Source organism: Ralstonia sp. GX3-BWBA, assembly GCF_003290055.1.
Classification (GTDB): Bacteria; Pseudomonadota; Gammaproteobacteria; order Burkholderiales; family Burkholderiaceae; genus Ralstonia; species Ralstonia holmesii.
Map to the genome: position 1 here is coordinate 224,675 of NZ_QMKS01000004.1, position 23,010 is coordinate 247,684.

Annotated in this window: 21 protein-coding genes; 13 read left to right on the top strand and 8 right to left on the bottom strand. The window is 62.9% G+C overall.

The genetic code is table 11. The annotated features are described in order from the left end of the window. Positions 1 to 2: 2 nt before the first annotated feature. The 4 genes from DOD19_RS02830 (at position 3) to nadC (ending at position 5,174) form a co-directional block, all read left to right on the top strand. Positions 3 to 1,379, top strand: a complete 1,377-nt coding sequence (locus DOD19_RS02830; RefSeq protein WP_112183893.1) for a mechanosensitive ion channel domain-containing protein — start codon at positions 3 to 5, stop codon at positions 1,377 to 1,379. 372 nt (positions 1,380 to 1,751) lie between these two features. Then, the gene (locus tag DOD19_RS02835; protein WP_024974977.1) at positions 1,752 to 2,942 is read left to right on the top strand and encodes an acyl-CoA desaturase; all 1,191 of its coding nucleotides are present in this window, start codon (positions 1,752 to 1,754) and stop codon (positions 2,940 to 2,942) included. Between the two features lie 187 nt (positions 2,943 to 3,129). Next, the gene (gene nadA / locus DOD19_RS02840) at positions 3,130 to 4,278 is read left to right on the top strand and encodes a quinolinate synthase NadA (protein ID WP_024974978.1); all 1,149 of its coding nucleotides are present in this window, start codon (positions 3,130 to 3,132) and stop codon (positions 4,276 to 4,278) included. Further along, entirely contained in the window at positions 4,275 to 5,174 is a 900-nt protein-coding gene (nadC, locus tag DOD19_RS02845; RefSeq protein ID WP_024974979.1) for a carboxylating nicotinate-nucleotide diphosphorylase, read from the top strand. Before nadA ends, nadC begins: the two co-directional genes overlap by 4 nt. Positions 5,175 to 5,177: 3 nt before the next feature. Here nadC and nadB read toward each other — a convergent pair whose 3' ends face one another. The 4 genes from nadB to radC form a co-directional block, all read right to left on the bottom strand. Next, positions 5,178 to 6,779, bottom strand: coding sequence for an L-aspartate oxidase (gene nadB, locus DOD19_RS02850; RefSeq protein WP_024974980.1), 1,602 nt, complete (start codon positions 6,777 to 6,779; stop codon positions 5,178 to 5,180). A 178-nt stretch (positions 6,780 to 6,957) separates the two neighbouring features. Continuing rightward, complete coding sequence (gene rpmG / locus DOD19_RS02855) at positions 6,958 to 7,128, bottom strand: 50S ribosomal protein L33 (RefSeq protein ID WP_003262397.1); 171 nt, start codon at positions 7,126 to 7,128, stop codon at positions 6,958 to 6,960. 13 nt (positions 7,129 to 7,141) lie between these two features. After that, positions 7,142 to 7,375, bottom strand: coding sequence for a 50S ribosomal protein L28 (gene rpmB / locus DOD19_RS02860; protein WP_004631999.1), 234 nt, complete (start codon positions 7,373 to 7,375; stop codon positions 7,142 to 7,144). A gap of 179 nt (positions 7,376 to 7,554) precedes the next feature. Next, positions 7,555 to 8,229, bottom strand: coding sequence for a DNA repair protein RadC (radC, locus tag DOD19_RS02865; RefSeq protein WP_024974981.1), 675 nt, complete (start codon positions 8,227 to 8,229; stop codon positions 7,555 to 7,557). A gap of 118 nt (positions 8,230 to 8,347) precedes the next feature. On the opposite strand from radC, the gene DOD19_RS02870 reads away from it, so the two are divergent. The 7 genes from DOD19_RS02870 to DOD19_RS02900 all read left to right on the top strand — a co-directional run bounded on the left by DOD19_RS02870 (position 8,348) and on the right by DOD19_RS02900 (position 15,296). Next, positions 8,348 to 8,836: a peptidylprolyl isomerase gene (locus DOD19_RS02870; protein WP_024974982.1), complete on the top strand. Its 489-nt coding sequence runs from the start codon at positions 8,348 to 8,350 to the stop codon at positions 8,834 to 8,836. Position 8,837: 1 nt separating this feature from the next. Then, positions 8,838 to 9,824: a 4-hydroxy-3-methylbut-2-enyl diphosphate reductase gene (ispH, locus tag DOD19_RS02875; protein WP_112183895.1), complete on the top strand. Its 987-nt coding sequence runs from the start codon at positions 8,838 to 8,840 to the stop codon at positions 9,822 to 9,824. Between the two features lie 453 nt (positions 9,825 to 10,277). Further along, positions 10,278 to 11,486 carry a branched-chain amino acid ABC transporter substrate-binding protein gene (locus DOD19_RS02880; RefSeq protein WP_112183897.1) on the top strand — a complete coding sequence of 403 codons (1,209 nt, stop codon included), beginning with the start codon at positions 10,278 to 10,280 and terminating at the stop codon, positions 11,484 to 11,486. A 210-nt stretch (positions 11,487 to 11,696) separates the two neighbouring features. Beyond that, complete coding sequence (locus DOD19_RS02885; RefSeq protein WP_024974985.1) at positions 11,697 to 12,632, top strand: branched-chain amino acid ABC transporter permease; 936 nt, start codon at positions 11,697 to 11,699, stop codon at positions 12,630 to 12,632. Between the two features lie 13 nt (positions 12,633 to 12,645). After that, positions 12,646 to 13,773 (top strand): ABC transporter ATP-binding protein, encoded by a 1,128-nt coding sequence (locus DOD19_RS02890; RefSeq protein ID WP_024974986.1) that lies wholly within the window; start codon positions 12,646 to 12,648, stop codon positions 13,771 to 13,773. Positions 13,774 to 13,786: 13 nt separating this feature from the next. Beyond that, positions 13,787 to 14,563: an ABC transporter ATP-binding protein gene (locus DOD19_RS02895; protein WP_024974987.1), complete on the top strand. Its 777-nt coding sequence runs from the start codon at positions 13,787 to 13,789 to the stop codon at positions 14,561 to 14,563. Positions 14,564 to 14,579: 16 nt separating this feature from the next. Then, a complete protein-coding gene (locus tag DOD19_RS02900; protein ID WP_009241298.1) occupies positions 14,580 to 15,296 on the top strand; it encodes an ABC transporter ATP-binding protein in 717 nt (238 codons plus the stop codon). Between the two features lie 66 nt (positions 15,297 to 15,362). Here DOD19_RS02900 and DOD19_RS02905 read toward each other — a convergent pair whose 3' ends face one another. The 3 genes from DOD19_RS02905 to DOD19_RS02915 form a co-directional block, all read right to left on the bottom strand. Beyond that, entirely contained in the window at positions 15,363 to 15,839 is a 477-nt protein-coding gene (locus DOD19_RS02905) for a GNAT family N-acetyltransferase (protein ID WP_024974988.1), read from the bottom strand. Between the two features lie 80 nt (positions 15,840 to 15,919). Then, positions 15,920 to 17,107, bottom strand: a complete 1,188-nt coding sequence (locus DOD19_RS02910) for an acetylornithine transaminase (RefSeq protein ID WP_112183899.1) — start codon at positions 17,105 to 17,107, stop codon at positions 15,920 to 15,922. A 271-nt stretch (positions 17,108 to 17,378) separates the two neighbouring features. Beyond that, a complete protein-coding gene (locus DOD19_RS02915; protein WP_024974990.1) occupies positions 17,379 to 18,428 on the bottom strand; it encodes a CDP-6-deoxy-delta-3,4-glucoseen reductase in 1,050 nt (349 codons plus the stop codon). Positions 18,429 to 18,508: 80 nt separating this feature from the next. On the opposite strand from DOD19_RS02915, the gene DOD19_RS02920 reads away from it, so the two are divergent. Both DOD19_RS02920 and DOD19_RS02925 read left to right on the top strand, forming a co-directional pair. Then, positions 18,509 to 19,510 (top strand): NAD-dependent epimerase/dehydratase family protein, encoded by a 1,002-nt coding sequence (locus DOD19_RS02920; protein WP_204360024.1) that lies wholly within the window; start codon positions 18,509 to 18,511, stop codon positions 19,508 to 19,510. A 1-nt stretch (position 19,511) separates the two neighbouring features. Continuing rightward, the gene (locus DOD19_RS02925) at positions 19,512 to 21,179 is read left to right on the top strand and encodes a sensor domain-containing diguanylate cyclase (protein ID WP_112183903.1); all 1,668 of its coding nucleotides are present in this window, start codon (positions 19,512 to 19,514) and stop codon (positions 21,177 to 21,179) included. A 9-nt stretch (positions 21,180 to 21,188) separates the two neighbouring features. Here the strand turns inward: DOD19_RS02925 and DOD19_RS02930 are convergent, their stop codons facing one another. Continuing rightward, positions 21,189 to 23,006, bottom strand: coding sequence for a chloride channel protein (locus DOD19_RS02930; RefSeq protein ID WP_112183905.1), 1,818 nt, complete (start codon positions 23,004 to 23,006; stop codon positions 21,189 to 21,191). Positions 23,007 to 23,010 lie beyond the last annotated feature (4 nt).

The following is a 23,010-nucleotide window of genomic DNA, read 5'->3' on the forward strand; positions in this document are numbered from 1 at the left end:
CAATGAACGGATTGCCGCTGAACCTGAACCACTTCGCGCTGGGCCACATGATCGACGACATCGTCTCCGATCTGGGTGGTCCGCGCTTTATCTGGCAACTGGGCGTGCTGGTGCTGGTGCTCGTTGCCGCGTGGCTGATTGCGCGGCCGATTGCGCGGCGCTTGCATACGGCCCACGTGAACGACACGTTCGCCCTGCGTTTTGCCTGGTCGAGCCTGGAGCGGGCGATGTTCCCGCTGATCGGCTGGCTGCTGGTGGTGGGCGCGCGCTATGCGCTGATCGGAACCATGCCGATCAGCGTGTTCCGCCTGGCTGCCGTGCCGCTGTTCGGCCTGGCGATTCTCTATCTTGGCTTCTACGTGCTGCGCCGCGTGCTGTCGGCCAATGGTGAGTTGCACGGCATGCTCGTCGTCGCCGAGCGCGTGCTGACCACCCTGATGTGGATCGGCATGGTGCTCTACGTGCTGGGCGTGCTGGGCGATGTGGTGGATTACCTCGACGGCATTCGCTTTGCGCTGGGCGGCAAGCAGAAGGTGAGCCTCGCCGCCATGCTGATGGGCGTGGTGTGGATTCTTGTCACCGTGCTGGTGGCGATGTGGTTCGGCTCGTGGCTGGACAGCCGCATTACGCGCGCTTCTGCCATCGACGCCAACCTGAAGGTGGTGCTGTCGCGTGTGACCAAGGCGGTGCTGTTGCTGGTGTCGTTGCTGCTGAGCCTGTCGCTCGTGGGCATCGACCTGACGGTGCTGTCGGTGTTTGGCGGCGCGCTGGGTGTGGGCCTGGGCTTCGGCTTGCAGAAGATCGCCAGCAATTACGTCTCGGGCTTCATCATCCTGCTCGAGCGCTCGCTCAAGCTCGGCGATCAGATTACGGTCAGCACATACACCGGCATCGTCACGCAGATCCGCACGCGCTACACCGTGGTGCGCAACGGCGATGGCGATACGCTGGTTCCGAACGAACTGATGGTCGCGCAAGCCGTGCAGAACCACAATGAGCGCGGCACCGTGCGCGTGGCAGTGCGCGTGCAGGCGTCGTATGCCGCCGATCCTGAAGCGGTGCTGTCGCTGCTGCTGCAATGCCCCGAGGGCATCTCACGCATTCTGCCCGAGCCGGCGCCCGCCGCCTTCATGGCCCTGTTTGCAGACAGCGGCATCGAGTACGAACTTGGCGTGTGGATCGCGGATCCGCACAACGGCAAGCTGGGCGTCCAGTCCGATCTGAATCGCGCTATCTATCGCCGTTTCAAAGAGGCGGGCATCGACATTCCGTATCCGCAACGGGAAGTGCGTGTGCTCGGGCCGCTGGGGCCGCAGCAGGGCGCTTCAAGCACTTCGGGTGATGCAGCAGCCTCATCCAGCGCATCCGTGCCGACCTAACACATCTGTAGGCGGAACGGTGCCCACTTGTCTGAGGTCAAATCAGCGGGTTTCCCCCATGGAATAGAGGGGGTATTCGGTTAAAATGTTAAATGCTCCCACGAAGGATCAGACGGCCGGTCGCTAAGGCTTAGCACTTGCGACAATGCGCCGCGAACACCTTGTATTGCGCTGGGGCGGAGGTCATATGGGTAGCAGCCGCAAGCTCGCCGATGTGACGCGCAAGCCGGGTGCCAACACCCGAATCCCCGCCAACACGACCCCGTTGTCGTAACGCTACGACAGCGGATGGCCTTAAGAGGCAGCAACGTCCGGATCAGTTGATGGATGAAAAGCTGCTTTGATCACCCCGAGTTGACCACGGAGAACACTTTGATCGACTCCTTTCTGACTTTCCTTGCCAACGGCACCCTCGATTGGGCCTGGTGGCAGATCCTGATTTTCACGCTGGTGGTGACGCACATCACGATCGCCTGCGTCACGATTTTTCTGCACCGTTGCCAGGCGCACCGGGCGCTGGACGTGCATCCCATTGCCGGACACTTCTTCCGTTTCTGGCTGTGGCTGACCACCGGCATGGTCACCAAGGAATGGACCGCCATTCACCGCAAGCACCACGCCAAGTGCGAAACCGAAGACGATCCGCACAGCCCGCAGACCCGTGGCATCCGCAAGGTGCTGATGGAAGGTGCTGAGCTGTATCGCGCCGAGGCCAAGAACAAGGAAACGATCCAGAAGTTCGGCCACGGTACGCCGGACGATTGGGTTGAGAAGAACGTGTACTCGAAGTTCACGTGGCAGGGCGTCGGTTTGATGCTGATCCTGGACGTGCTGATGTTCGGCGCGCTGGGCCTGACGGTGTGGGCGGTGCAGATGCTGTGGATCCCGATCCACGCTGCCGGCATCATTAACGGTCTGGGCCACTTCTGGGGCTACCGCAACTTCGACTGCGAAGACGCTTCGACCAACGTGTCGCCGTGGGGCATCATCATCGGCGGCGAAGAGCTGCACAACAATCACCACACGTACGCTACGTCGGCTAAGTTTTCGGTCAAGTGGTACGAGTTCGACATCGGCTGGGGCTACATCCGCGCGCTCGAAATCGTCGGTTTGGCGAAGGTCAAGAAAGTGGCGCCAAAGGCACGTTTTGGCGACGTGAAGCCGGTCGACCAGAACACGCTGGAAGCCATCATCGCGAACCGCTATGACGTGATGGCTCGCTACGCCAAGACTGTTAAGACCGCTTACCGCCAAGAGCTGGCCAAGTTGAAGGACTCGCGCGCTGTTGAGTACCGTGCGCTGAAGCCGGCCCGCAAGTGGTTCCACCGCGACGAAACCAAGCTGGGCGCGCCGCAGCGTGAGCAGCTCTCGCAAATCGTGTCGGACCATTCGGCGTTGCACACCTTCGTTGAAATGCGTCGCGAGCTTGGCGCGCTGTGGGGCCGTTCGAACGCCACGCGCGAGCAACTACTGCATCAACTGCAAGAGTGGTGCAAGCGCGCCGAGGAAAGCGGCATCCACGCGCTGCAGGAATTTGCTGTTCGCCTGCGCCGTTACGCCTGACTTTCTTGTTTCATAGGTGAAGCCCCGCTCCGCAGCGGGGCTTTTCTTTTGGGTAAACTGCCCCAACTCACATTTTTAACGGGCCGCGACAATGTATCGCGGTGCCAGTCCTCCTCACACGCCGTCCGTTTCATTGCCGCGCCAGCTTCTCGGCGCCTTAACAGCGCGAATGGACGCGGAGACCACCATGGAAACCCACATCAAGACGGTTGAATTCGAGCGCCCGGATATGCTTTCCGAAGCGCAATCCGGTGCCAGTTGCGTGGCCCACGCTTGGGCCAAGGTGCCGCCGGTGCTGTCGCGCGAGGAACGCGACGAACTGAAGGCTCGCATCAAGCGCCTGCTCAAGGAACGCGAGGCCGTGCTGGTCGCGCACTACTACGTTGACGCTGACCTGCAGGACCTGGCCGAGGAGACCGGTGGATGCGTGTCCGATTCGCTCGAAATGGCGCGCTTTGGCCGTGATCATTCGGCCAAAACATTGATCGTGGCGGGCGTGCGCTTCATGGGAGAGACCGCCAAGATTCTGAGCCCCGAAAAGACTGTGCTGATGCCGGATCTTGACGCGACTTGCTCGCTGGATCTGGGATGCCCGCCTGATGAGTTCGCCGCCTTCTGCGACGCGCATCCGGATCGCACCGTGGTCGTCTATGCCAATACCAGCGCCGCTGTGAAGGCACGTGCCGACTGGATGGTGACCTCATCGATCGGCCTGAAGATCGTGCAGCATCTGCATGCGCAGGGAAAGAAAATCCTGTGGGCTCCCGATCGTCATCTCGGCAGCTACATTCAGAAGCAGACCGGCGCCGACATGCTGATGTGGCAGGGCTCCTGCCTGGTGCACGACGAGTTCAAGGGCGTGGAGCTCGACCTGCTGCGCGCCGAGCACCCGAACGCGAAGATTCTCGTCCACCCGGAATCGCCTGAATCTGTGGTGGCGCAGGCCGATGTGGTGGGTTCGACTTCGCAGCTGATTGCGGCAGCGCAGTCGTTGTCAGCGCAGGAATTCATCGTCGCGACCGACAACGGCATCCTGCACAAGATGCGCATGGCGGCTCCGGGCAAGCGCTTTATCGAGGCGCCGACCGCCGGCAACGCCGCCACCTGCAAGAGCTGCGCGCATTGCCCATGGATGGCGATGAATGCGCTGACCAATCTGGCCGAGGTGCTGGAAACCGGTCGCAACGAGATCCATGTTGATCCCGCCGTCGGTAAGCAGGCCGTGGTCTGCATCGATCGCATGCTGGATTTTGCCGCGCGGGAAAAAGCCGTGGTTCGCCCGCAGGGTGAACTGGCAGCCAACGCGCAACTCTTTCAAGGAATCGGTCCGGCATGACGGCAACCCAGATGAACGCGACGAGCTTTGCTACGGCGGCTCAGGCAATTTTCGATAGCTTTGGCCCGGCACTGCACGAGGCATTGTCCGCCAACGTGGCTGCTGCGATTGCCGAGGACGTCGGCACGGGTGACCGCACCGGTTTGCTGATCCCAGCCGATCGCCATGCGCGCGCGCGGGTGATTGTGCGCGAGACCGCCGTGCTGTGTGGCACGCCTTGGTTCGATGCATGCATGCGCGCCGTTGATCCGACGCTGCGCGTTACATGGCGCCAGCACGAAGGCGACCGCATGGCGCCCGATTCGGTGGTGTGCGAGATCGAAGGTCCGGCGCGATCGCTGCTGACAGCCGAACGCCCGTCGCTGAACTTCCTGCAATTGCTTTCCGGTGTGGCGACAACAACGTCGCGTTACGCTGCGGCCATCGACGGCACGCGCGCCCGCGTGCTTGATACGCGCAAGACGCTGCCGGGCCTGCGCCTGGCGCAGAAGTACGCCGTGCGTATCGGTGGTGGCGAGAACCAACGCCTGGCGTTGTATGACGGCATCCTGATCAAGGAAAACCACATCGCTGCGGCGGGTGGCGTGACGGCAGCCCTGCGTGCGGCGCAGGCACTGAACACCGGGGTGACGATCCAGGTCGAGGTGGAAACGCTGACTCAGCTTGAAGAGGCGCTGGCGGCGGGCGCTACGTCCGTGCTGCTGGACAACTTCGAGCCGCCTGCGATGCGTGAGGCTGTGCGCGTGACGGCGGGCAGGGCGCTACTGGAGGTGTCCGGCGGCGTGAGCATCGAGACGATCCGCGCGTTTGCCGAAACGGGTGTGGACCGTATCTCCGTCGGCGCGCTGACGAAGGACGTACGCGCGACCGACTTCTCTTTGCGGATCGTCGAGTAAGTCTTAGCGTTTCCGGGCGATCTGCCGATGGGTCGGCTGCATGACCGTCGGTAGCGCCTTGGGCAGCGTCTCGGGGTAGTCGCGCGAGAAATGCAGGCCGCGGCTCTCATGCCGTGACAGCGCACTGTCGACGATCAGCGAGGCAGCCTCGACGAGGTTGCGCAGCTCCAGCAGATCGTGGCTCACGCGGAAGTTGGCGTAGTACTCCGTAATTTCTTCGCGCAACAGGGCGATGCGGTGCTGCGCGCGTTCCAGCCGCTTGTTCGTGCGCACGATGCCGACGTAGTTCCACATCATGCGGCGCAGTTCGTCCCAGTTGTGCGAGACGACGACTTCCTCATCGGCGTCGGTCACGCGGCTCTCATCCCACGCGGGAATCTGCACCGACGTTGGGTTCGAGGGCGGTTGCGCGAGGATGTCCTCCGCCGCGCCACGCCCGATCACCATGCATTCCAGCAGCGAATTGCTCGCCAGCCGGTTGGCGCCGTGCAGGCCCGTGTAGGCCGTCTCCCCCACGGCGTACAGCCCCGCGATATCCGTGCGCCCGAGGTGATCCGTCACCACGCCGCCGCACGTGTAGTGGGCCGCCGGCACCACCGGAATCGGTTGGCGCGTGATGTCGATGCCCAGCTCCAGGCAGCGTGCCATGATGGTCGGGAAATGTTCCTTGAGGAACTCCGGGCTCTGGTGGCTGATGTCCAGATAGACGCAGTCCAGGCCACGCTTCTTCATCTCGAAGTCGATGGCGCGCGCGACGATATCGCGCGGAGCGAGCTCAGCGCGCTCATCGTGCGCCGGCATGAAGCGCGTGCCGTCGGGCAGGATCAGCTTGCCGCCTTCACCGCGCACGGCTTCGGTAATCAGGAATGATTTCGCGAAAGGGTGGTACAGACACGTGGGGTGGAACTGGATGAATTCCATGTTCGCTACCCGGCAGCCCGCGCGCCAAGCCATGGCGATGCCGTCGCCGCTGGCCGTGTCCGGATTCGTCGTATAGAGATAGACCTTGCCCGCGCCGCCCGTGGCCATCACGGTTTGGCTCGCGGTAATCGTCTTGACGTGGCCCGATGCAATGTCGAGCGCATACAGGCCATGGCAGCGCATGCCCGGCTGCCCCAGCTTCGCATCGGTAATCAGGTCGATCGCAAAGTGGTCTTCCAGCAGCGTGATGTTCGGGTGGTTGCGTACCTTCTCAACCAGCGTCGTGACCACGGCATGGCCGGTGGCATCGGCGGCGTGGATGATGCGTCGATGGCGATGGCCGCCCTCGCGCGTCAGGTGGAAGCCGAGTTCAGCCTGCTCGTCGCGCGTGAAAGGCACGCCATGGCCGATCAGCCATTCAATGGCCGAGCGCCCGTTTTCGACGATGTAGCGGGTGGCGGCTTCATCGCACAGTCCTGCCCCGGCGATGAGCGTGTCGTCGACGTGTTCGTCATGGCTGTCGCCTGAATCGAGCACTGCGGCAATGCCGCCCTGCGCCCAGTCGCTGGCGCCTTCCGGCAGGCTGCGTTTGCTGATGACGACCACGCGGCGGTGATCGGCTAAGTGCAGGGCGACGGTCAGACCCGCCAAGCCGCTGCCAACAACGGCAACATCGAAATTCATGGAAGACGCGGGAAGCGGTGCGAACACGGCCGGTGGATAACACAGCCGCGTGTCAATTGGAAAGAAGAGCAGTGTACACCCCAGCATGCGCCAAACAGCAGGCAACAAAAAACCCGCCTGAGAGCGGGTTTTTGCTGTCGGTCATGCCGACGGAAACAAGATGCGCAATCCGCGAGGATTACTTGATCTTGGTTTCCTTGTAAGCGACGTGCTTGCGGGCGACGGGATCGAACTTCATGATCTCCATCTTTTCCGGCTTGGTGCGCTTGTTCTTGGTGGTCGTGTAGAAATGACCCGTACCTGCGGTCGATTCCAGCTTGATCTTGTCGCGTCCGCCTTTGCTGGCCATGTTTAACTCCTAATTAGACTTCGCCGCGTGCGCGCAGGTCCACGAGCACTTCGTCGATGCCTTTTTTATCGATCAGGCGCAGACCAGCGTTCGAGACGCGCAGGCTGACCCAGCGGTTTTCGGATTCGACCCAGAAGCGGCGATTCTGCAGGTTCGGCAGAAAACGGCGCTTGGTCTTGTTGTTTGCGTGGGAAACGTTATTGCCGACCATCGGCGCTTTCCCGGTCACTTGACAGACGCGTGCCATGGAGCACTCCTAACTAAATTCGTTGGCTACAGTTTGCGACCGGGCGCTGGGACCAAACCAAGCGCAGCGCCACTGTAGAGGTGGGACTTCAGCGAAACGCGGATTATACACACAAAAGCGCTGGCAAATCAACGAGATCGACGGATTGCTGTTGGGCACCGTGCGATGCGGCATCGGCACTACATTTTGCCGTGTTCGAGGAAGCCGTAGACGTGGCTGCGACCAACGATCATGTGATCCAGGACGATCACGTCGAGCATGGCCAGCGCGCGGCACAGCTCTCGGGTCAGCGTGATGTCGGTTTCGCTGGGTTCAGTATTGCCGGTGGGGTGGTTGTGGGCCAGGATCACGGCGGCTGCATTGTGATGTAGTGCGCGCTTGGCGATCTCGCGCGGATAGACGCGGGCTTCCGTCAGCGTGCCGCGGAAGAGTTCTTCCCAGGCGATCAGCCGGTGTCGTACATCTAGAAAGAAGCAGGCGAACACCTCGTGCGGGCGGTGCCCCAGTGTCAGGCGCAGAAAATCCTTCACGCTTTGTGGAGAGTTAAAGGTCTGGCCCTGGGTGAAATCCTCTTTTAGTGCACGCCGCCCAACTTCGAGCAGCGCGTGCAGTTGCGCGTATTTGGCAGGGCCCATGCCGTTGATCGACGAGAACTCCTGTTGTGACGCATGGCACAGCCGCGCGAGCGACCCAAAGTGCGTGAGCAGCTCGCGGGCTAGGTCGACGGCGCTTTTGCCTGGCATCCCCACGCGTAGGAAGATGGCCAGCAGTTCCGCATCGGAGAGCGCGGCGGGGCCGTGGGCGAGCAGTTTTTCACGCGGCCGCTCGTGGGCGGGCCAGTCGACGATTGCCATAGTTTGGGATCAACGGAGGAAAGGCCCTGCCAGCGGGAGTGCAGCAGGCTTCGCGCCTGCGGCTGCGGGGAGGGCTGACGTACAATAACGGGTTACTTTTTGGTCAAGCAGGTTAAGCGTGCAAAATTTGGTGAACGAGGCGTCCGCGGCGGCGCCAAGCGACGCAGGCAAGGTGGTTGGCCCGGATTCCTTTCTGACGCTGCACTACCGCATCGCGCTGGAAAACGACACGGACATCGTGACGACCTTCGACGACAAGCCGGCCACGCTGCTGCTCGGCCAAGGCCAGATGGCGCCGACGCTGGAACAGGCGCTGCTCGGTATGCGCGAGGGCGAGCGCACGACGTTCCGCCTGGCGCCCGAGCATGCGTTCGGCCCGCGCAATCCGGAACTGCTGCAGCGCGTGTCGCTGGCCACGCTGCGCGAGAATTCTTCGTTTGAAGAGGATTACCAACCGGGCGACCTGGTTGAGTTCAATGCGCCGAGCGGCGGTAAATATGCCGGGGTGCTCAAGGAAGTCGGCGAAACCTCCGCGCTGTTCGACTTCAACCACCCGCTGGCCGGCCAGACGATCGTGTTTGAAGTCCAACTGATCGGCATTCTCTAATATGAGTAACGCTGTGAACGCCCCGCTTGCCCCCCGCATTGATCCTGTCACACAGGCCGACGCCGAGGTTTTGCTGGCGCAGCCGCGCGGTTTCTGCGCCGGCGTTGATCGCGCCATCGAGATCGTCGAGCGCGCGCTGGAGCTGTTTGGGGCACCCATTTACGTGCGCCACGAGATCGTGCACAACGCCTATGTCGTTGGCGATCTGCGCAACAAGGGCGCGGTGTTCGTACAGGAACTCGACGATGTGCCCGTTGGCGGCACGGTCATCTTCAGCGCGCATGGCGTATCGCGTGCGGTGCGCGAGGCGGCGGAGGCGCGCGGCCTGCGCGTGTTCGATGCGACCTGCCCGCTGGTGACCAAGGTGCACGTGGAAGTCTCGAAGATGCGTGCGCAGGGTTTCGAGATCATCATGATTGGGCACAAGGGCCATCCCGAGGTGGAAGGCACCATGGGCCAGGCCAACGACGGCATGCTGCTGGTCGAGTCCGTCGACGACGTTGCGCATATTGAGGTGAAAGACCCGACGCGCCTGGCCTACGTGACGCAGACGACATTGTCGGTGGACGAGACCCAGGAGATCGTGGCGGCCATCAAGGCACGCTTTCCGACCGTGCACGAGCCGAAGAAGCAGGACATCTGCTACGCGACACAGAATCGCCAGGACGCTGTGAAGTTCATGGCGCCGCAAGTGGAAGTGGTGATCGTGGTCGGTAGCCCGAACAGCTCGAACTCGAACCGCCTGCGTGAGCTGGCCGAAAAGCTGGGCGTGCCTGCCTATATGGTGGATACACCTGAACAGGTGCGGCCCGAATGGGTGGCCGGCAAGCGCCGCGTGGGCCTGACGGCGGGGGCTTCGGCGCCCGAAGAGCTGGCGCAATCGATCGTCGACCGGCTCAAGGCGCTGGGCGCGCGCACTGTGCGTCCGCTCGACGGCATCCAGGAAAACATGTCCTTCCCCCTTCCGAGGGGTCTTCAAATCAATTGAATACCTTTATGTAAATACCCACTTAAAAGCGCACAAAAACTGTGCGCCCTAATGCGGTGCATAAAGCGCTTTTGAGGAATCAGCGGCCACTTCTTCCCGGAGTGGCCGTTTTGTTTTGTGCGTTGCAAAACCTCTTCAATACCGGCGAAGCCTTGATTTACCGTGGAAAACGCCCGCCAAGCCGCATAAATAGGGGGTTTCCCCTAGTCTGGCACACTTCTTGATAAGCCTATCAGCCGTTCGCGAATGCCTGCGCGAAATGACGCCTGTTTGGGCATTGGGGAAAGCCCGTAAAGCGGCGTAGTTACTGCAAAAATCGTTGTTGCGACGCGTATTGCATCCGCAATAAAAGGGGATACAATTCGCGCGTTTCAAATTGAAACAATCGGCGCGGGGGGAGCGGCCGGGAGGCAGGACGCTCTTCTTGCTCTTGCGAGATCTAGGAGATCACTCATGCAAATTAAGTTTGCCAAAGTTCTGCCGCTTGCGGCTGCCGTGGCACTCGTAGCAGCTTGCGGTAAGAACGAGGAAAAGCCCGCAGACCAAGCTGCTGCACCTGCAGCAACGTCGGCTCCGGCTGCTGCTGCTGGCGGCGGCGAGACCGTCGTCAAGATCGGTCACGCGGCTCCGCTCACGGGCGGTATTGCTCACCTTGGCAAAGACAACGAAAACGGTGCACGCCTGGCCGTTGAAGAAGCCAACAAGGAAGGCCTGACCATCGACGGCAAGAAGATCAAGCTGGAACTGGTCGGTGAAGACGATGCAGGCGACCCGAAGACCGGCACCGCCGTCGCGCAGAAGCTGGTTGACGAGCACGTTGTTGCTGTCGTTGGTCACCTGAACTCGGGCGTTTCGATCCCGGCCTCGAAGATCTACAGCGATGCAGGCATCGTGCAGATCTCGCCGTCGTCGACGAACCCCGACTACACCAAGCAAGGCTTCAAGACGACCTACCGCGTGGTCGCGACCGACGCGCAGCAAGGGCCGGCACTGGCGAACTACGCCGCCAAGACCCTGGGCGCCAAGACCGTGGCAATTGTTGATGATGCCACCGCCTACGGTAAGGGCTTGGCCGACGAGTTCGAGAAGACCGCGAAGGCGGACGGCGTGAACGTCGTGGCGCGTGAGGCGACCAACGACAAGGCGACCGACTTCAAGGCCATTCTGACCAAGATCAAGGGCAAGAAGCCGGACGTGATCATGTACGGCGGCATGGACGCCACCGGCGGCCCGTTCGCCAAGCAAGCCAAGGAACTGGGCATCACGGCCAAGATCGTTGGCGGCGACGGCGTGTGTACCGACAAGGTGGCCGAACTGGCTGGCGACGCGATCGACAACATCGTCTGCTCGGAAGCAGGCCTGGCGCTGTCGAAGATGGAGAAGGGCGCGGACTTCGACAAGAAGTACCAAGACCGTTTCCACACGCCGGTGCAGATCTACGCTCCGTTCACGTATGACGCCGTCAACGTGATCATCGACGCGATGAAGCGTTCCAACTCGACCGATCCGGCCAAGATCCTGGCTGCCATGCCGGCAACCAACTACAACGGCGTGATCGGCAACATCTCGTTCGATGACAAGGGTGACCTGAAGCAAGGTTCCATCACCCTGTACAACTACAAGGACAAGAAGAAGACTGTTCTTGACGTTGTGAAGATGTAATCGAAGGGTTATCCGCCCTAAAAACGGCACCGCGACTACCCCTGCGGTGCCGTTTTTCATAGCCTCGCCAATGAAACAAGGCCCTCACCATGGGCGTGTCGGCAGGCCGCTTACCAGCAACCTCACCTTACCCATCCGATTGATCGCATACCTTGCGGGCACGTCATCCCGTCGCCTACAACAAAGCAAGGCATAGCAGGAGCTGTTCTCATGGATATCTTTATCCAGCAGATCGTGAACGGTCTGGTGCTCGGCAGCATTTACGCGCTGATCGCACTTGGCTACACCATGGTCTACGGTATTCTCGGCATCATCAACTTCGCCCACGGCGATGTTCTGATGGTTGGGGCAATGTCTGCCCTGACTGCCATCAACTTCCTCCAGAAGTACTTCCCCAATCTGCCTGACTGGCTCACGCTGGTGTTTGCACTGCTGTTTGCAATGCCCGTCTGCGCCATCGTGGCCTACACCATCGAACGTGTCGCTTACCGGCCGCTGCGCAATGCGCCGCGTCTGGCGCCGCTGATCACCGCCATCGGCGTGTCGATCGTGCTGCAGACACTCGCGATGATGATCTGGTCGCGCAACCCTCTGACCTTCCCGCAACTGCTGCCTTCGAGCCCGATTGATATCGGCTCCACGGGCGCAACCATTACGGGCAAGGAAATCGTCATCATCGCGGTGTCAATCGTGGTGATGATCGGGCTGATCCTGCTGGTCAACCGCACCAAGCTCGGCCGCGCCATGCGCGCTACCGCCGAGAACCAGCGTGTGGCAGGCCTGATGGGCGTCAACCCGAACTTCGTGATCTCCGCCACCTTCATGATCGGCGCTGCCATGGCTGCGGTCGCCGGCGTGATGATGGCGACCAACTACGGCAATGCTCACTTCTACATGGGCTTCATCCCCGGCCTGAAGGCGTTTACCGCCGCAGTGCTGGGCGGCATCGGCAACCTGGCAGGCGCCATGGTTGGCGGCATGCTGCTGGGCCTGATCGAAGCACTGGGTGCCGGTTATATCGGTGATCTGACTGGCGGTGTGTTCGGTTCGAACTACCAGGATGTGTTCGCATTCATCGTGCTGATTGGCGTGCTGCTGTTCCGCCCGTCCGGCATCATGGGCGAACGCGTTGCGGACCGCGCATAAGAAGGGGAGCGCCATGACAGAAAATTTCAAAGCGCCGATGAAGACGCGCGCCGCGCTGTACGGCTTCCTGATCCTTGCGATCTTCGCGCCGTTCATCGTAGGTGCCGCAGGTGGCAACTATTGGGTGCGCGTGCTGGACTTCGCGCTGCTGTACATCATGCTGGCCCTGGGCCTGAACATCGTAGTGGGCTTTGCCGGCCTGCTTGATCTGGGCTACATCGCGTTCTACGCGGTGGGCGCCTACATGATGGCGTTGCTGGGTTCGCCGCACCTGTCCAACCAATTTGAGTGGATTCACAACCTGTTCCCCAACGGGCTGCACCTTGTTGTCTGGTGGGTGATCCCGCTGGGTGCCGGGTTGGCGGCGCTGTTCGGCATTCTGCTGGGCACGCCGGTGCTGAAGCTGCGCGGTGACTACCTTGCCATCGTGACGCTGGGCTTTGGTGAAATCATCCGGATCTTCATGAACAACCTCGACCGCCCGGTGAACATCACCAACGGTCCGAAGGGCATCAACCTGATCGAGCCGGTCAAGATCTTCGGGTTCGACTTCTCGAAGCGCCATGATTTCTTCGGCATCCGCTTCGACTCGGTCTACATGTACTACTACCTGTTCGTGTTCCTGGCCGCGATCATCATCATTGTGTGCCTGCGGCTGCAGAACTCGCGTATTGGTCGTGCATGGGTGGCGCTGCGTGAAGATGAAATCGCTGCCAAGGCGATGGGCATCAACACCCGCAACATCAAGCTGCTGGCCTTTGCGATGGGTGCGTCGTTCGGTGGTGTGTCTGGTGCGATGTTCGCGTCGTTCCAGGGCTTTGTGTCACCGGAATCGTTCGTGCTGTGGGAGTCGATCTACATCCTGGCGATCGTGGTGCTGGGCGGCATGGGCCATATCCCGGGTGTGATTCTGGGCGGCATTCTGCTGGTGGGCTTCCAGGAACTGCTGCGCGCCCTGGCCGAGCCGGTGCAGAACAAGCTGTTCGGCCATGTGATCGTGGAAGCGGAAGTGCTTCGTCAGTTGCTGTTCGGCCTGGCGATGGTTGGGGTGATGCTGTATCGCCCTGCGGGCCTGTGGCCCTCGCCGCGCAAGGAAGACCGTCCGCAAAAGCAGCGGGCTGGTGGACTGTCCCGTATCTGATGGAGGCACGCACATGAGCAATAACAACGTCCTCCTCTCGATCCGAGGAGTCCAGAAGCGTTTCGGCGGCCTGCAAGCGCTGTCCGACGTGAACCTGGAAATTCGCGAAGGCGAAATCTACGGTTTGATCGGCCCGAACGGCGCCGGCAAGACCACGTTCTTCAACGTCATCACGGGCCTGTACACGCCTGACGCAGGCGAGTTCGTGCTGGCCGGCACGCCCTACCAGCCGACCGCCGTGCACGAAGTGGCCAAGGCTGGCATTGCGCGCACGTTCCAGAACATCCGCTTGTTCGGCGACATGACCGCGGCAGAAAACGTCATGGTCGGCCGTCACGTGCGCACCAAGGCCGGCTTGATCGGCGCGGTGTTCCGCACCAAGGCTGCACGCGAGGAAGAGCAGTCGATCGAAGACTGGGCGCACGACCTGCTGGACTACGTCGGCATCGGCAAGTACGCCAATTACACGGCGCGCAACCTGTCGTACGGTCACCAGCGTCGTCTGGAAATCGCACGTGCCCTGGCCACGCAGCCCAAGCTGCTGGCCCTGGACGAACCGGCCGCCGGCATGAACGCCACCGAAAAGGTGGAACTCCGTGGCCTGCTCGACAAGATCCGTTCCGACGGCAAGACCATCCTGCTCATCGAGCACGATGTGAAGCTGGTGATGGGCCTGTGCAACCGCCTGACCGTGCTGGATTACGGCAAGGTAATCGCACAAGGCCTGCCGCATGAAGTGCAGAGCAACCCCGCCGTGATCGAGGCCTACCTCGGCGCGTCAGCGCACTGACGCAGAGGAACGGAATATGAAACCAGTAATGTTGAAGATCGACAGCCTGAAGGTCGCGTACGGCGGCATCCAGGCGGTCAAGGGCGTGGATCTGGAGATTCGCGAAGGTGAGCTGGTCACGCTGATCGGTGCCAACGGCGCCGGCAAGACGACCACCATGAAGGCCATCACCGGCCTGCAGGGCTGGGCCGGCGGTGACGTGCAGTATCTGGGCAAGTCCATCAAGGGCGTGCCGAGCTACAACCTGCTCAAGCAGGGCCTGGCGATGGTGCCGGAAGGCCGCGGCGTGTTCGCGCGCATGACCATCGTCGAGAACCTGCAGATGGGTGCCTTCACGCGCAACGACGAGGCCAACATCAAGGCCGATATCGACCGCATGTTCGGCATTTTCCCGCGCCTGAAGGAGCGTGCAAACCAGCTGGCCGGCACGATGTCGGGCGGCGAGCAGCAGATGCTGGCCATGGCGCGTGCGCTGATGAGCCAACCGAAGCTGCTGCTGCTGGACGAGCCGTCGATGGGTCTCTCGCCGATCATGGTGGAGAAGATCTTCGAGGTCGTGCGCGACATCTCGGCGCAAGGCGTGACCGTGCTGCTCGTTGAGCAGAACGCGCGCCTGGCGCTGCAGGCAGCGCACCGCGGCTACGTGATGGACTCCGGTCTCATCACCATGAGCGGCGATGCCAAGCAGATGCTGGACGACCCGAAGGTGCGTGCCGCCTACCTGGGCGAGTAAGCACCCTCAAGCACCACGAGAAAGCCCCGCAATTGCGGGGCTTTTTCTTTGCGCGTGACCAACGCTTCAGGCAGATGCCGCCGTGTAGATGTTCGGCCGATGCAACTGCATGAACCCGACGCCCTCCGGCACATCGGTAAAGCCGTGCTTGCGATAAAGCCAGTCGGCGCCCGTTGTCACCAACACTGTGCGGCGCAGCGTCTGCAGGTCAGGGTGCTCGCGCAGGAAGTCCATCAACGCGTGGGAGATACCTTTCCCACGCCAAGCCTGCAGCACGAACACATCGCACAAGTACGCGAACGTTGCACGATCGGTGATGACACGCGCAAAACCAACAAGCTCGCCATGTGAGCCATCGCCGTTCAGTCGATAAGCGGCAAGGCACACCGAATTTGCGATCGATCTGTCGAACACATCGCGTGGCAGGCCGCGGGCCCAATACGTTTCCTGCGAGAGGAAGTTGTAGATGTCGTCCAGCGGGAGCCACGCGGAATCATCAGACAACACGATCCCCGTGGCCGAAACTTCTCGCGTCACGGCCATGGCAAACCTCAAGGGGGGAACTGCGATGGAGCGATGAAGGGCGACGCATTGCGCGCCGCCCCGGGGTCATGCGATGTGCTTTAGGCGTGCGCTTTCAGCAGCGTGCGCAGCATGCCGATCATCGTGTCGATCTCTTCGGTCGTCACGTTCAGCGCAGGCATGAAGCGCAGGATGTTCGGGCGCGGGGCGTTCAGCAGCAGGCCCGTCGGGTTCATCTCGCGGGCGGCTTCCACCAGTTGGCCGCCAATGTCCTTGCCGAGCAGCAGCGCGCGCAGCAGGCCGTTACCGCGTTCGCCGGCCAGGCCGAACTCTTCGCTCAGCTTGAGCAGTTGCGTGCGCAGATAGGCGCCGCGTTCTTGCACGCCGGCCAGGAAGCCCGGGGCCAGGAGTTGCTCGATCACCGAGCAGCCGACGGCCGTCATCAGCGGGTTGCCGTTGTAGGTGCCGCCCTGGTCGCCGGCCTCGAAGCTGGCAACTTCATCCGTGCACAGCAGGGCCGAGAGCGGCACGCCGCCGCCGATACCCTTGCCCAGCGTCATGATGTCCGGCTCGATGTTCGAGAGCTGGTAGGCGAAGAGCGTGCCGCAGCGGCCGCAACCGGCCTGCACTTCATCAACGATCAACAGGACCTTGTGCTTCTTGGTCAGCGCGCGCAGCTGCTGCATGAATTCCGGCGTGGCCGGCAGCACGCCGCCTTCGCCTTGCACCGGCTCAAGCATCACGCCGACAGTCTCGTCGGTGATGAGCGCTTCCACCGAGGCAATGTCGTTCAGGATGGCTTTCGGGAAGCCCGGTACCTGCGGCGCGAAGATGGTGTCCCAGCCGGCCTTGCCCGACGCGCTCATGGTGGCGAGCGTGCGGCCGTGGAAGCTGTGGTCGAACGTGATGATCTGGAACGCGCCGTTCTTATGCTTCTTGCCCCACTTGCGAGCGAGCTTGATGGCGCCTTCGTTGGCTTCGGCGCCGCTGTTGGCGAAGAACACCTTGTCGAAACAGCTGTGCGCGGTCAACAGGCCGGCCAGCTTGGCCATTGGCTCGTTGTAGAACGCCGGGCTCGGGTTGATCAGCTTCCTGGCCTGCGCGTTCAGCGCTTCGATCATGCCGTCATTGGAGTGGCCGAGGCAGTTGACGGCCCAGCCTTGCACGAAGTCCAGATATCGCTTGCCGTTGTGGTCCGTCAGCCACGAGCCCTTGCCTTCGGTGAAGACGATCTCGGGCCGATTGGTGATGTACATCAGGGACTGGACGGGGTAGTCAGCAAACGCCATGGCAAAGCTCCAGAAAAAGGCGGCAGGAAGATGAAAAACCGAAAAAACGCGAGTTGGAAAAAGACAAAGGCCACGGGGGTTGCCCCGTGGCCTTGTGATCGTCGAATCCTGTGAACCCGATATGCAATCAGCAGACAGCCGCGTGGCTTCCCGGAGGGAGCAACGTACGGCGGCGTCGGAGGTGCAGGGCTTGGTTCATAAGGCGCAAGAATAAGACGGATGCCAAGTCAAGTCAAAACGAAATTTTGACCTTCTTTGGATTTGTGCAACGTCAGCCGGCCGGGTGGAGGTCTGCCTCCGAGGTGAAGGAATCGGCGAAGAACGCGTCCGGGTGCATCCGGCACTGGGCGGCGAAATCCGTGCGGGCCGAGTTGATCACCACCGGCGCGCCGCAAGCGTAGACCTCGTGGCCTGACAGGTCAGGGTGATCGGCCATCACAGCTTGGTGAACGAAGCCGGTGCGGCCTGTCCACGCGTCTTCCGGCAAGGCGTTGGAGACGACCGGCACGTAGGTGAAGTTCGGCAGCGTGCGCGCCCATTCTTCAGCCTTGGCGTGCATGTACAGGTCTTGTGGGCGACGGCCGCCCCAGTACAACGTCATCGGGCGCGTGCTGCCGATGAACTGGGCGTGCTCGATGATCGCCTTGATGGGCGCGAAACCGGTGCCCGAGGCCAGCAGGATGATCGGCTTGTCGGATTCTTCACGCAGGAAGAAGCTGCCCAGCGGGCCCTCGAAGCGCAGGATGTCACGCTCCTTCATGGCCGGGGCGCCTTCTTTGGCGCCGAACACGTAGTCGGTAAATGCGCCGCCCGGCATGTGGCGGATGTGCAGCTCGATCGGGCCTTCGTCGTGGGGCGGGTTGGCGATCGAGTAGCTGCGGCGCTTGCCGTCGCGCAGGAGGAATTCCACGTACTGTCCGGCCAGAAATTGCATACGCTCGGTGGCAGGCAGTTGCAGCTTGACGATGGTGACGTCCGGCGCGGCCTTTTCCAGCGACGCGACGCGGCACGGAATCTTCTTGATGGGTACGTCGCCGGCGCCATGCACTTCGCGCACTTCAATCGTGACGTCAGTGGCGGGCGTGGCGCAGCAGAACAGCGCACGGCCTTCGGTGGCTTCCTGGGCGGACAGCGCGTTGGGCGAGTGGTTGCCCTGGACGATGGAGCCCTCACGCACGTGGCCCTTGCACGAACCGCACGCGCCGTTTTTGCAGCCGTATGGCAGGCCGATGCCCTGGCGCAGCGCCGCTGCAAGGATGGTCTCGCCGTCTTCGGCCTGGAATTGGCGGCCGCTGGGCAGCACGTTGATCTGGTAAGCCATACTACAATCCGAATATGTTGAAAAGAGTGTCTGGTCGCCCGTCTGGGCATGCAATGGTGGTCAATCCGGCAGCACGTCCGATGGTGAATCAGTCAGTCGCTCGGCCATCCAAATCTTCACTACGCTTGGGCCTTCCCCGCGTGTTGATCGTCGGTTGCGGCGATGTCGGACAACGCTGCCTGGCGATGCTCCGCACGCGTTTTCGCGTCTTTGCCGTCACCTCACGCCCCGAAGGTCGCGCTTCGTTGCGCGAAGCCGGCGCCGTGCCGATTGTCGCCAATCTGGACGATCCCGCGTCGCTGCGCCGCCTGCGAGGTTTAAGCCTCCGCGTGCTGCATCTGGCACCGCCGCCCGCTGTCGGCAACGATGATCCGCGTACCGCCGCGCTACTGCACGCGCTGACGCAGCCGGCTCCGGTTTCCCGGGCCACAAAACGTCGCATTTTACCCGAGCGGGCGCGCAGGTCGGGTGGCCTCACTGGCCGCTTGAAAACTCACCTCCAAGCGCGCGCGTTCGTGTATGCCAGCACTAGTGGCGTCTACGGCGATGCGGGCGGCGCCTGGGTCGACGAATCCCGCCCGGTGAAGCCAACCACGGCGCGTGCCCAACGCCGTGTCGCTGCCGAGCGCCGCGTGCGCTGGTTCGGTGCGGGCGGCGGCTGGCGCACGTCGATTTTGCGCATTCCAGGCATCTATGCAGCCGACCGGCTGCCTGTCGCGCGGCTCGAGCGCGGCACGCCCGCCTTGCGCCCGGAAGACGATGTCTACACCAACCACATCCACGCCGACGACCTTGCGCGCGCCGTCATTGCCGCGCTGTTCCGGGGGAAACCGCAGCGCGTGGTGCATGCCAGCGATGCATCGGAGCTGCGCATGGGCGATTACTTTGACGCCGTGGCCGACGCGCGCGGCTTGCAGCGGCCACCGCGCATTTCGCGGGCCGAGGCCGCCCAGCAGATCGAGCCGGCACTGCTGTCGTTCATGAGCGAATCGCGCCGGCTTCGCAACACGCGGCTAGCGCGCGAGTTGCGCGTGGCGCTGCGCTACCCAACGGTGGCGGATTTCCTGAGCAGCGAGGCCTGACATGAAGGCGCCTGCGCCCGCACCTGCAACGTCGTCGCACGGCGCCCGGCTGCGCCTTGCGCGGTTGGCGCTTTGGCTGTCGGCGGCGGTGGTGGGCGTAGGCGTCTCATGGTTTGCCGCCTGCTTCGTGGCGGATTCGATGAGCGCGCGCGACATGCAGCAGATGGTCGATGCGCGGCGCCAGCTGGCTGCGCAGGTGGCGGAAGGGATGTCGAACCAGATCACGGCCGACGTGGCCTTGCTGCGCGCGCTGCCGCAGACGCTCGCGCAGATCGATGCCATCCCGCGTGCCGTGGCGCGCGTCGACACCCGGCGCTGGAACCTGATGGATCAGGGCTCGCGTGCTGAAGAGGCGATGTCGCACCCGGAAGTGGTCGACATCGATGCATTCCTGAACGCGACCGCCGGCAATCTCGGACTCGACTACGTCTGGGTTGTCAACCAACACAATTACGTGGTGCTGGCCAATAACGCCGGTCATGCCGATTCGTTCGTCGGCGTGCAGTCGAGCATGCAGCCGTACATGAAGGAGGCGATGCTGGGCGGCCTGGGCGAGCAATTCACGGTGGGCCGGGTGACGGGCGTGCCGGGCCTGTTCTTCGCTGCACCGGTGTATGACGCTGGTGGGTACCTGGTCGCGGCGATGGGCACCAAGGTAAGCCTTGCGAGGCTGCAGCACTGGGTGTCGCACCCGACATCGTTGGTGACCGATCCAAACGGATTGATCATTCTGTCGACCGACGCGTCGCTGGTGGGCAAGATCCTGCCGGATGCGCGCCTGCAGCGCATGCGTGCCAGCGACCGGTACAACGCCTACCAGCGTGTCGACTTCGAGCCGTGGCCCTATCAGCCCACTGCCAAGGCGCATCACGATGTGCCCCGCTGGGTGCCGGCCGAGGTGCGCGACACGCTGTCCTGGCGTGAGGGCAGTGCGATGCCTTCGCTCGCCGTGTCGCGCAGTGCCAGTGCGGACCTCACCATCGTCGTGGCCGAGCCGCTGCCTGCGTGGGGCCAGCAGCTTGCCAACCATGCGCGCAACCGCGCGATCGGCTTCGTGTTGTTCGTGAGCGTGCTGGTGACGTTCGTGCTGGTGGCGTGGTCTTTGGTGCGCGAGCGGCAGCATCACCGTGTAACGCGCCATTTGAACCAGCGGCTGCAACGCACCAATAGCGCGCTCGCCAACGAGGCGCATTTCGACCATCTCACGGGTGTGCTGACGCGGCGTCGCTTCCTGGCGCTGTTCGACACGGTGCTCGCGCGAGCCCACAACCGCGCCGAACCGCTCGTGCTGGTGCTGGCCGATCTGGATCACTTCAAGCGCATCAATGACACATGGGGCCACGCAGTGGGCGACATGGCGCTGCAGCGCTTTGCGTCGCTTGCGACGAGCGTGCTGCGCAGCAGTGATCTGGTCGGGCGTTTGGGCGGCGAGGAATTCGCCATGGTGATGGGCCGCACCACACTGGAAACGGCCACTGAGGTGGCGGAGCGCCTGCGTACTGCGGTGGCAGAGACGGACGAGAGTTTCCCGACCGGACTGTCGATGACCGTCAGCATGGGCATGACGGTCTGCCGGCCGGGCGATACCGCGTCGGAGATGCTCAAGCGCGCCGACCTGGCGCTGTATCGCGCCAAGGAAAGCGGTCGCAACCGGCACGTGGCCGGCTGAAACTGGCGACTAGCGCGCGGCGCGTCCAGCGCGGCGGCGGCGTAGTTCGAGCTGCGTGCGCGTGCCCGACAGCGGTACACGGCGGAAGCGCTCGCGGCGTTGCTCCTCATCAAAAAACGCCAGCGAGGGTTTGACCAGATCGCTGCGCGAGACAATGCCCACCAGCGCGCGCGATTGCGAATCGGCCACCACCGGCAGCCGCTCCAGCCCATGCACTGCCAGGCGCGTGGCGACGATGCGGCAGGTCTCGCCGGGCAATGCCATCACGGGGGCATTCGCACCGAACAATTCGGCAACGGTGATGGCGCCGCGCTTCTGGCCCGCCAGCAGCGCATCGCGGTCGAGCATGCCGATCAACGCGCCATTCGGGCCACCTCGCACCACCGGAAACGCGCGGTGTGCCTGCTTGGCCCCAAAGCGGTTGGCGAGCGTATCGGCCAGCGTGGCCTGTGCGTCGATGGTCTGCACCGAACGCGTCATCACCTCATCCACGGCGTGACGCTCGAGCGGGTCGACGGCGTATTCGCGATAGATGTGGAAGCCGCGGCGTGCGATCTTCTCGGTCATGATCGAACGCGGCATGGTCAGCACGACAAAGCCGTAGGACACCGCCACCGCCAGCAGAATCGGCAGCAGCGCGTTCACATCGTGGGTAAGCCCGAAGGCGAAGACGATGGCCGTGAGCGGGGCGCCCAGCACACCGGCCAGCATGGCCGCCATGCACACCAGCGGCCACAAGCCCGGGTCACCCCCCGGCAGCACGGGCCCGATCAGCACCCCCAAGCCGGCGCCCATCATCAGCAGCGGAGCAAGCACACCGCCGGACGTGCCGGAACCCAGCGCGATCACCCAGATGACGGCCTTGACCACCAGCAGCGCCAGCGCCACGCGGATGGCGAGATGGTTGTGCAGCAAATCGCCGATGACGTCGTAGCCGACCCCGAGCGCACGCGGCTCGAAATAGCCGCCAATGCCAACCACCAGGCCACCGATGGCCGGCCACCACATCCAGTGGATCGGCAGGCGGCCGAACAGGTCTTCAGTTTTGTACAGCGCCATCGACAGCGAGCGTGCCAGCGCGCCGCACAGCAACCCGGCGACCACGCACGAGCCCAGCGCTGGCAGCGTCGCCGGTGCGGTTTCCAGCGGGAAGAGGGGGCCGGGTTCCAGCACCATTACACGCAGGAAGCCCGCCACCGCGCACGCTACCGCCACGGGCAGCATGCTGCGCGGGCGCCATTCGAACAGCAGCAGTTCCACCGCCAGCAGCAGCGCGGCCACCGGCGTGCCGAACACGGCCGTCATGCCCGCCGTAGCACCGGCCACCAGCAGCGTCTTGCGCTCGGCGGCCGTCAGCTTGAAGAACTGCGCGAACAGCGAGCCGATCGCGCCGCCCGTCATGATGATCGGGCCTTCCGCGCCAAACGGGCCGCCGCTGCCGATCACGATGCCCGAGGACAGCGGCTTGAGCACCGCCACCTTCGGGGACATCTTGCTCTTGCCGAACAGGATGGCTTCGATGGCCTCGGGAATGCCGTGGCCACGAATCTTCTCCGAGCCGAAGCGCGCCATCAGCCCGACGATCAGCCCGCCGATGAGCGGTACCGCAATCACCCAGGCGCCGAGCGTGTTGGTGGCCGGCGAGCGATCCGCCAGCGACAGCGTCTGGAAAAAGAACAGGTTGGTGAAGAAGCGGATCAGGTTGAGCAGCACCACGGCTGCCAACGTGGCAAACGCAGCGATGACAACCGCCAGCGCAGTGGTGCGGAACAGCGTGGTGTCGGTCGCAAAGTCGCGCCGATGCTGTTGGTGTTCAAGGGTTTGCATGACG

Excerpts from the sequence above, each read along its gene's own strand:
- DOD19_RS02830 (WP_112183893.1), top strand. The coding sequence starts at position 3 with ATGAACGGATTGCCGCTGAACCTGAACCACTTCGCGCTGGGCCACATG.
- nadA (WP_024974978.1), top strand. The coding sequence starts at position 3,130 with ATGGAAACCCACATCAAGACGGTTGAATTCGAGCGCCCGGATATGCTT.
- nadC (WP_024974979.1), top strand. The coding sequence starts at position 4,275 with ATGACGGCAACCCAGATGAACGCGACGAGCTTTGCTACGGCGGCTCAG.
- nadB (WP_024974980.1), bottom strand. The coding sequence starts at position 6,779 with ATGAATTTCGATGTTGCCGTTGTTGGCAGCGGCTTGGCGGGTCTGACC.
- rpmG (WP_003262397.1), bottom strand. The coding sequence starts at position 7,128 with ATGGCCAGCAAAGGCGGACGCGACAAGATCAAGCTGGAATCGACCGCA.
- rpmB (WP_004631999.1), bottom strand. The coding sequence starts at position 7,375 with ATGGCACGCGTCTGTCAAGTGACCGGGAAAGCGCCGATGGTCGGCAAT.
- radC (WP_024974981.1), bottom strand. The coding sequence starts at position 8,229 with ATGGCAATCGTCGACTGGCCCGCCCACGAGCGGCCGCGTGAAAAACTG.
- ispH (WP_112183895.1), top strand. The coding sequence starts at position 8,838 with ATGAGTAACGCTGTGAACGCCCCGCTTGCCCCCCGCATTGATCCTGTC.
- DOD19_RS02880 (WP_112183897.1), top strand. The coding sequence starts at position 10,278 with ATGCAAATTAAGTTTGCCAAAGTTCTGCCGCTTGCGGCTGCCGTGGCA.
- DOD19_RS02885 (WP_024974985.1), top strand. The coding sequence starts at position 11,697 with ATGGATATCTTTATCCAGCAGATCGTGAACGGTCTGGTGCTCGGCAGC.
- DOD19_RS02890 (WP_024974986.1), top strand. The coding sequence starts at position 12,646 with ATGACAGAAAATTTCAAAGCGCCGATGAAGACGCGCGCCGCGCTGTAC.
- DOD19_RS02895 (WP_024974987.1), top strand. The coding sequence starts at position 13,787 with ATGAGCAATAACAACGTCCTCCTCTCGATCCGAGGAGTCCAGAAGCGT.
- DOD19_RS02900 (WP_009241298.1), top strand. The coding sequence starts at position 14,580 with ATGAAACCAGTAATGTTGAAGATCGACAGCCTGAAGGTCGCGTACGGC.
- DOD19_RS02905 (WP_024974988.1), bottom strand. The coding sequence starts at position 15,839 with ATGGCCGTGACGCGAGAAGTTTCGGCCACGGGGATCGTGTTGTCTGAT.
- DOD19_RS02910 (WP_112183899.1), bottom strand. The coding sequence starts at position 17,107 with ATGGCGTTTGCTGACTACCCCGTCCAGTCCCTGATGTACATCACCAAT.
- DOD19_RS02915 (WP_024974990.1), bottom strand. The coding sequence starts at position 18,428 with ATGGCTTACCAGATCAACGTGCTGCCCAGCGGCCGCCAATTCCAGGCC.
- DOD19_RS02920 (WP_204360024.1), top strand. The coding sequence starts at position 18,509 with ATGGTGAATCAGTCAGTCGCTCGGCCATCCAAATCTTCACTACGCTTG.
- DOD19_RS02925 (WP_112183903.1), top strand. The coding sequence starts at position 19,512 with ATGAAGGCGCCTGCGCCCGCACCTGCAACGTCGTCGCACGGCGCCCGG.
- DOD19_RS02930 (WP_112183905.1), bottom strand. The coding sequence starts at position 23,006 with ATGCAAACCCTTGAACACCAACAGCATCGGCGCGACTTTGCGACCGAC.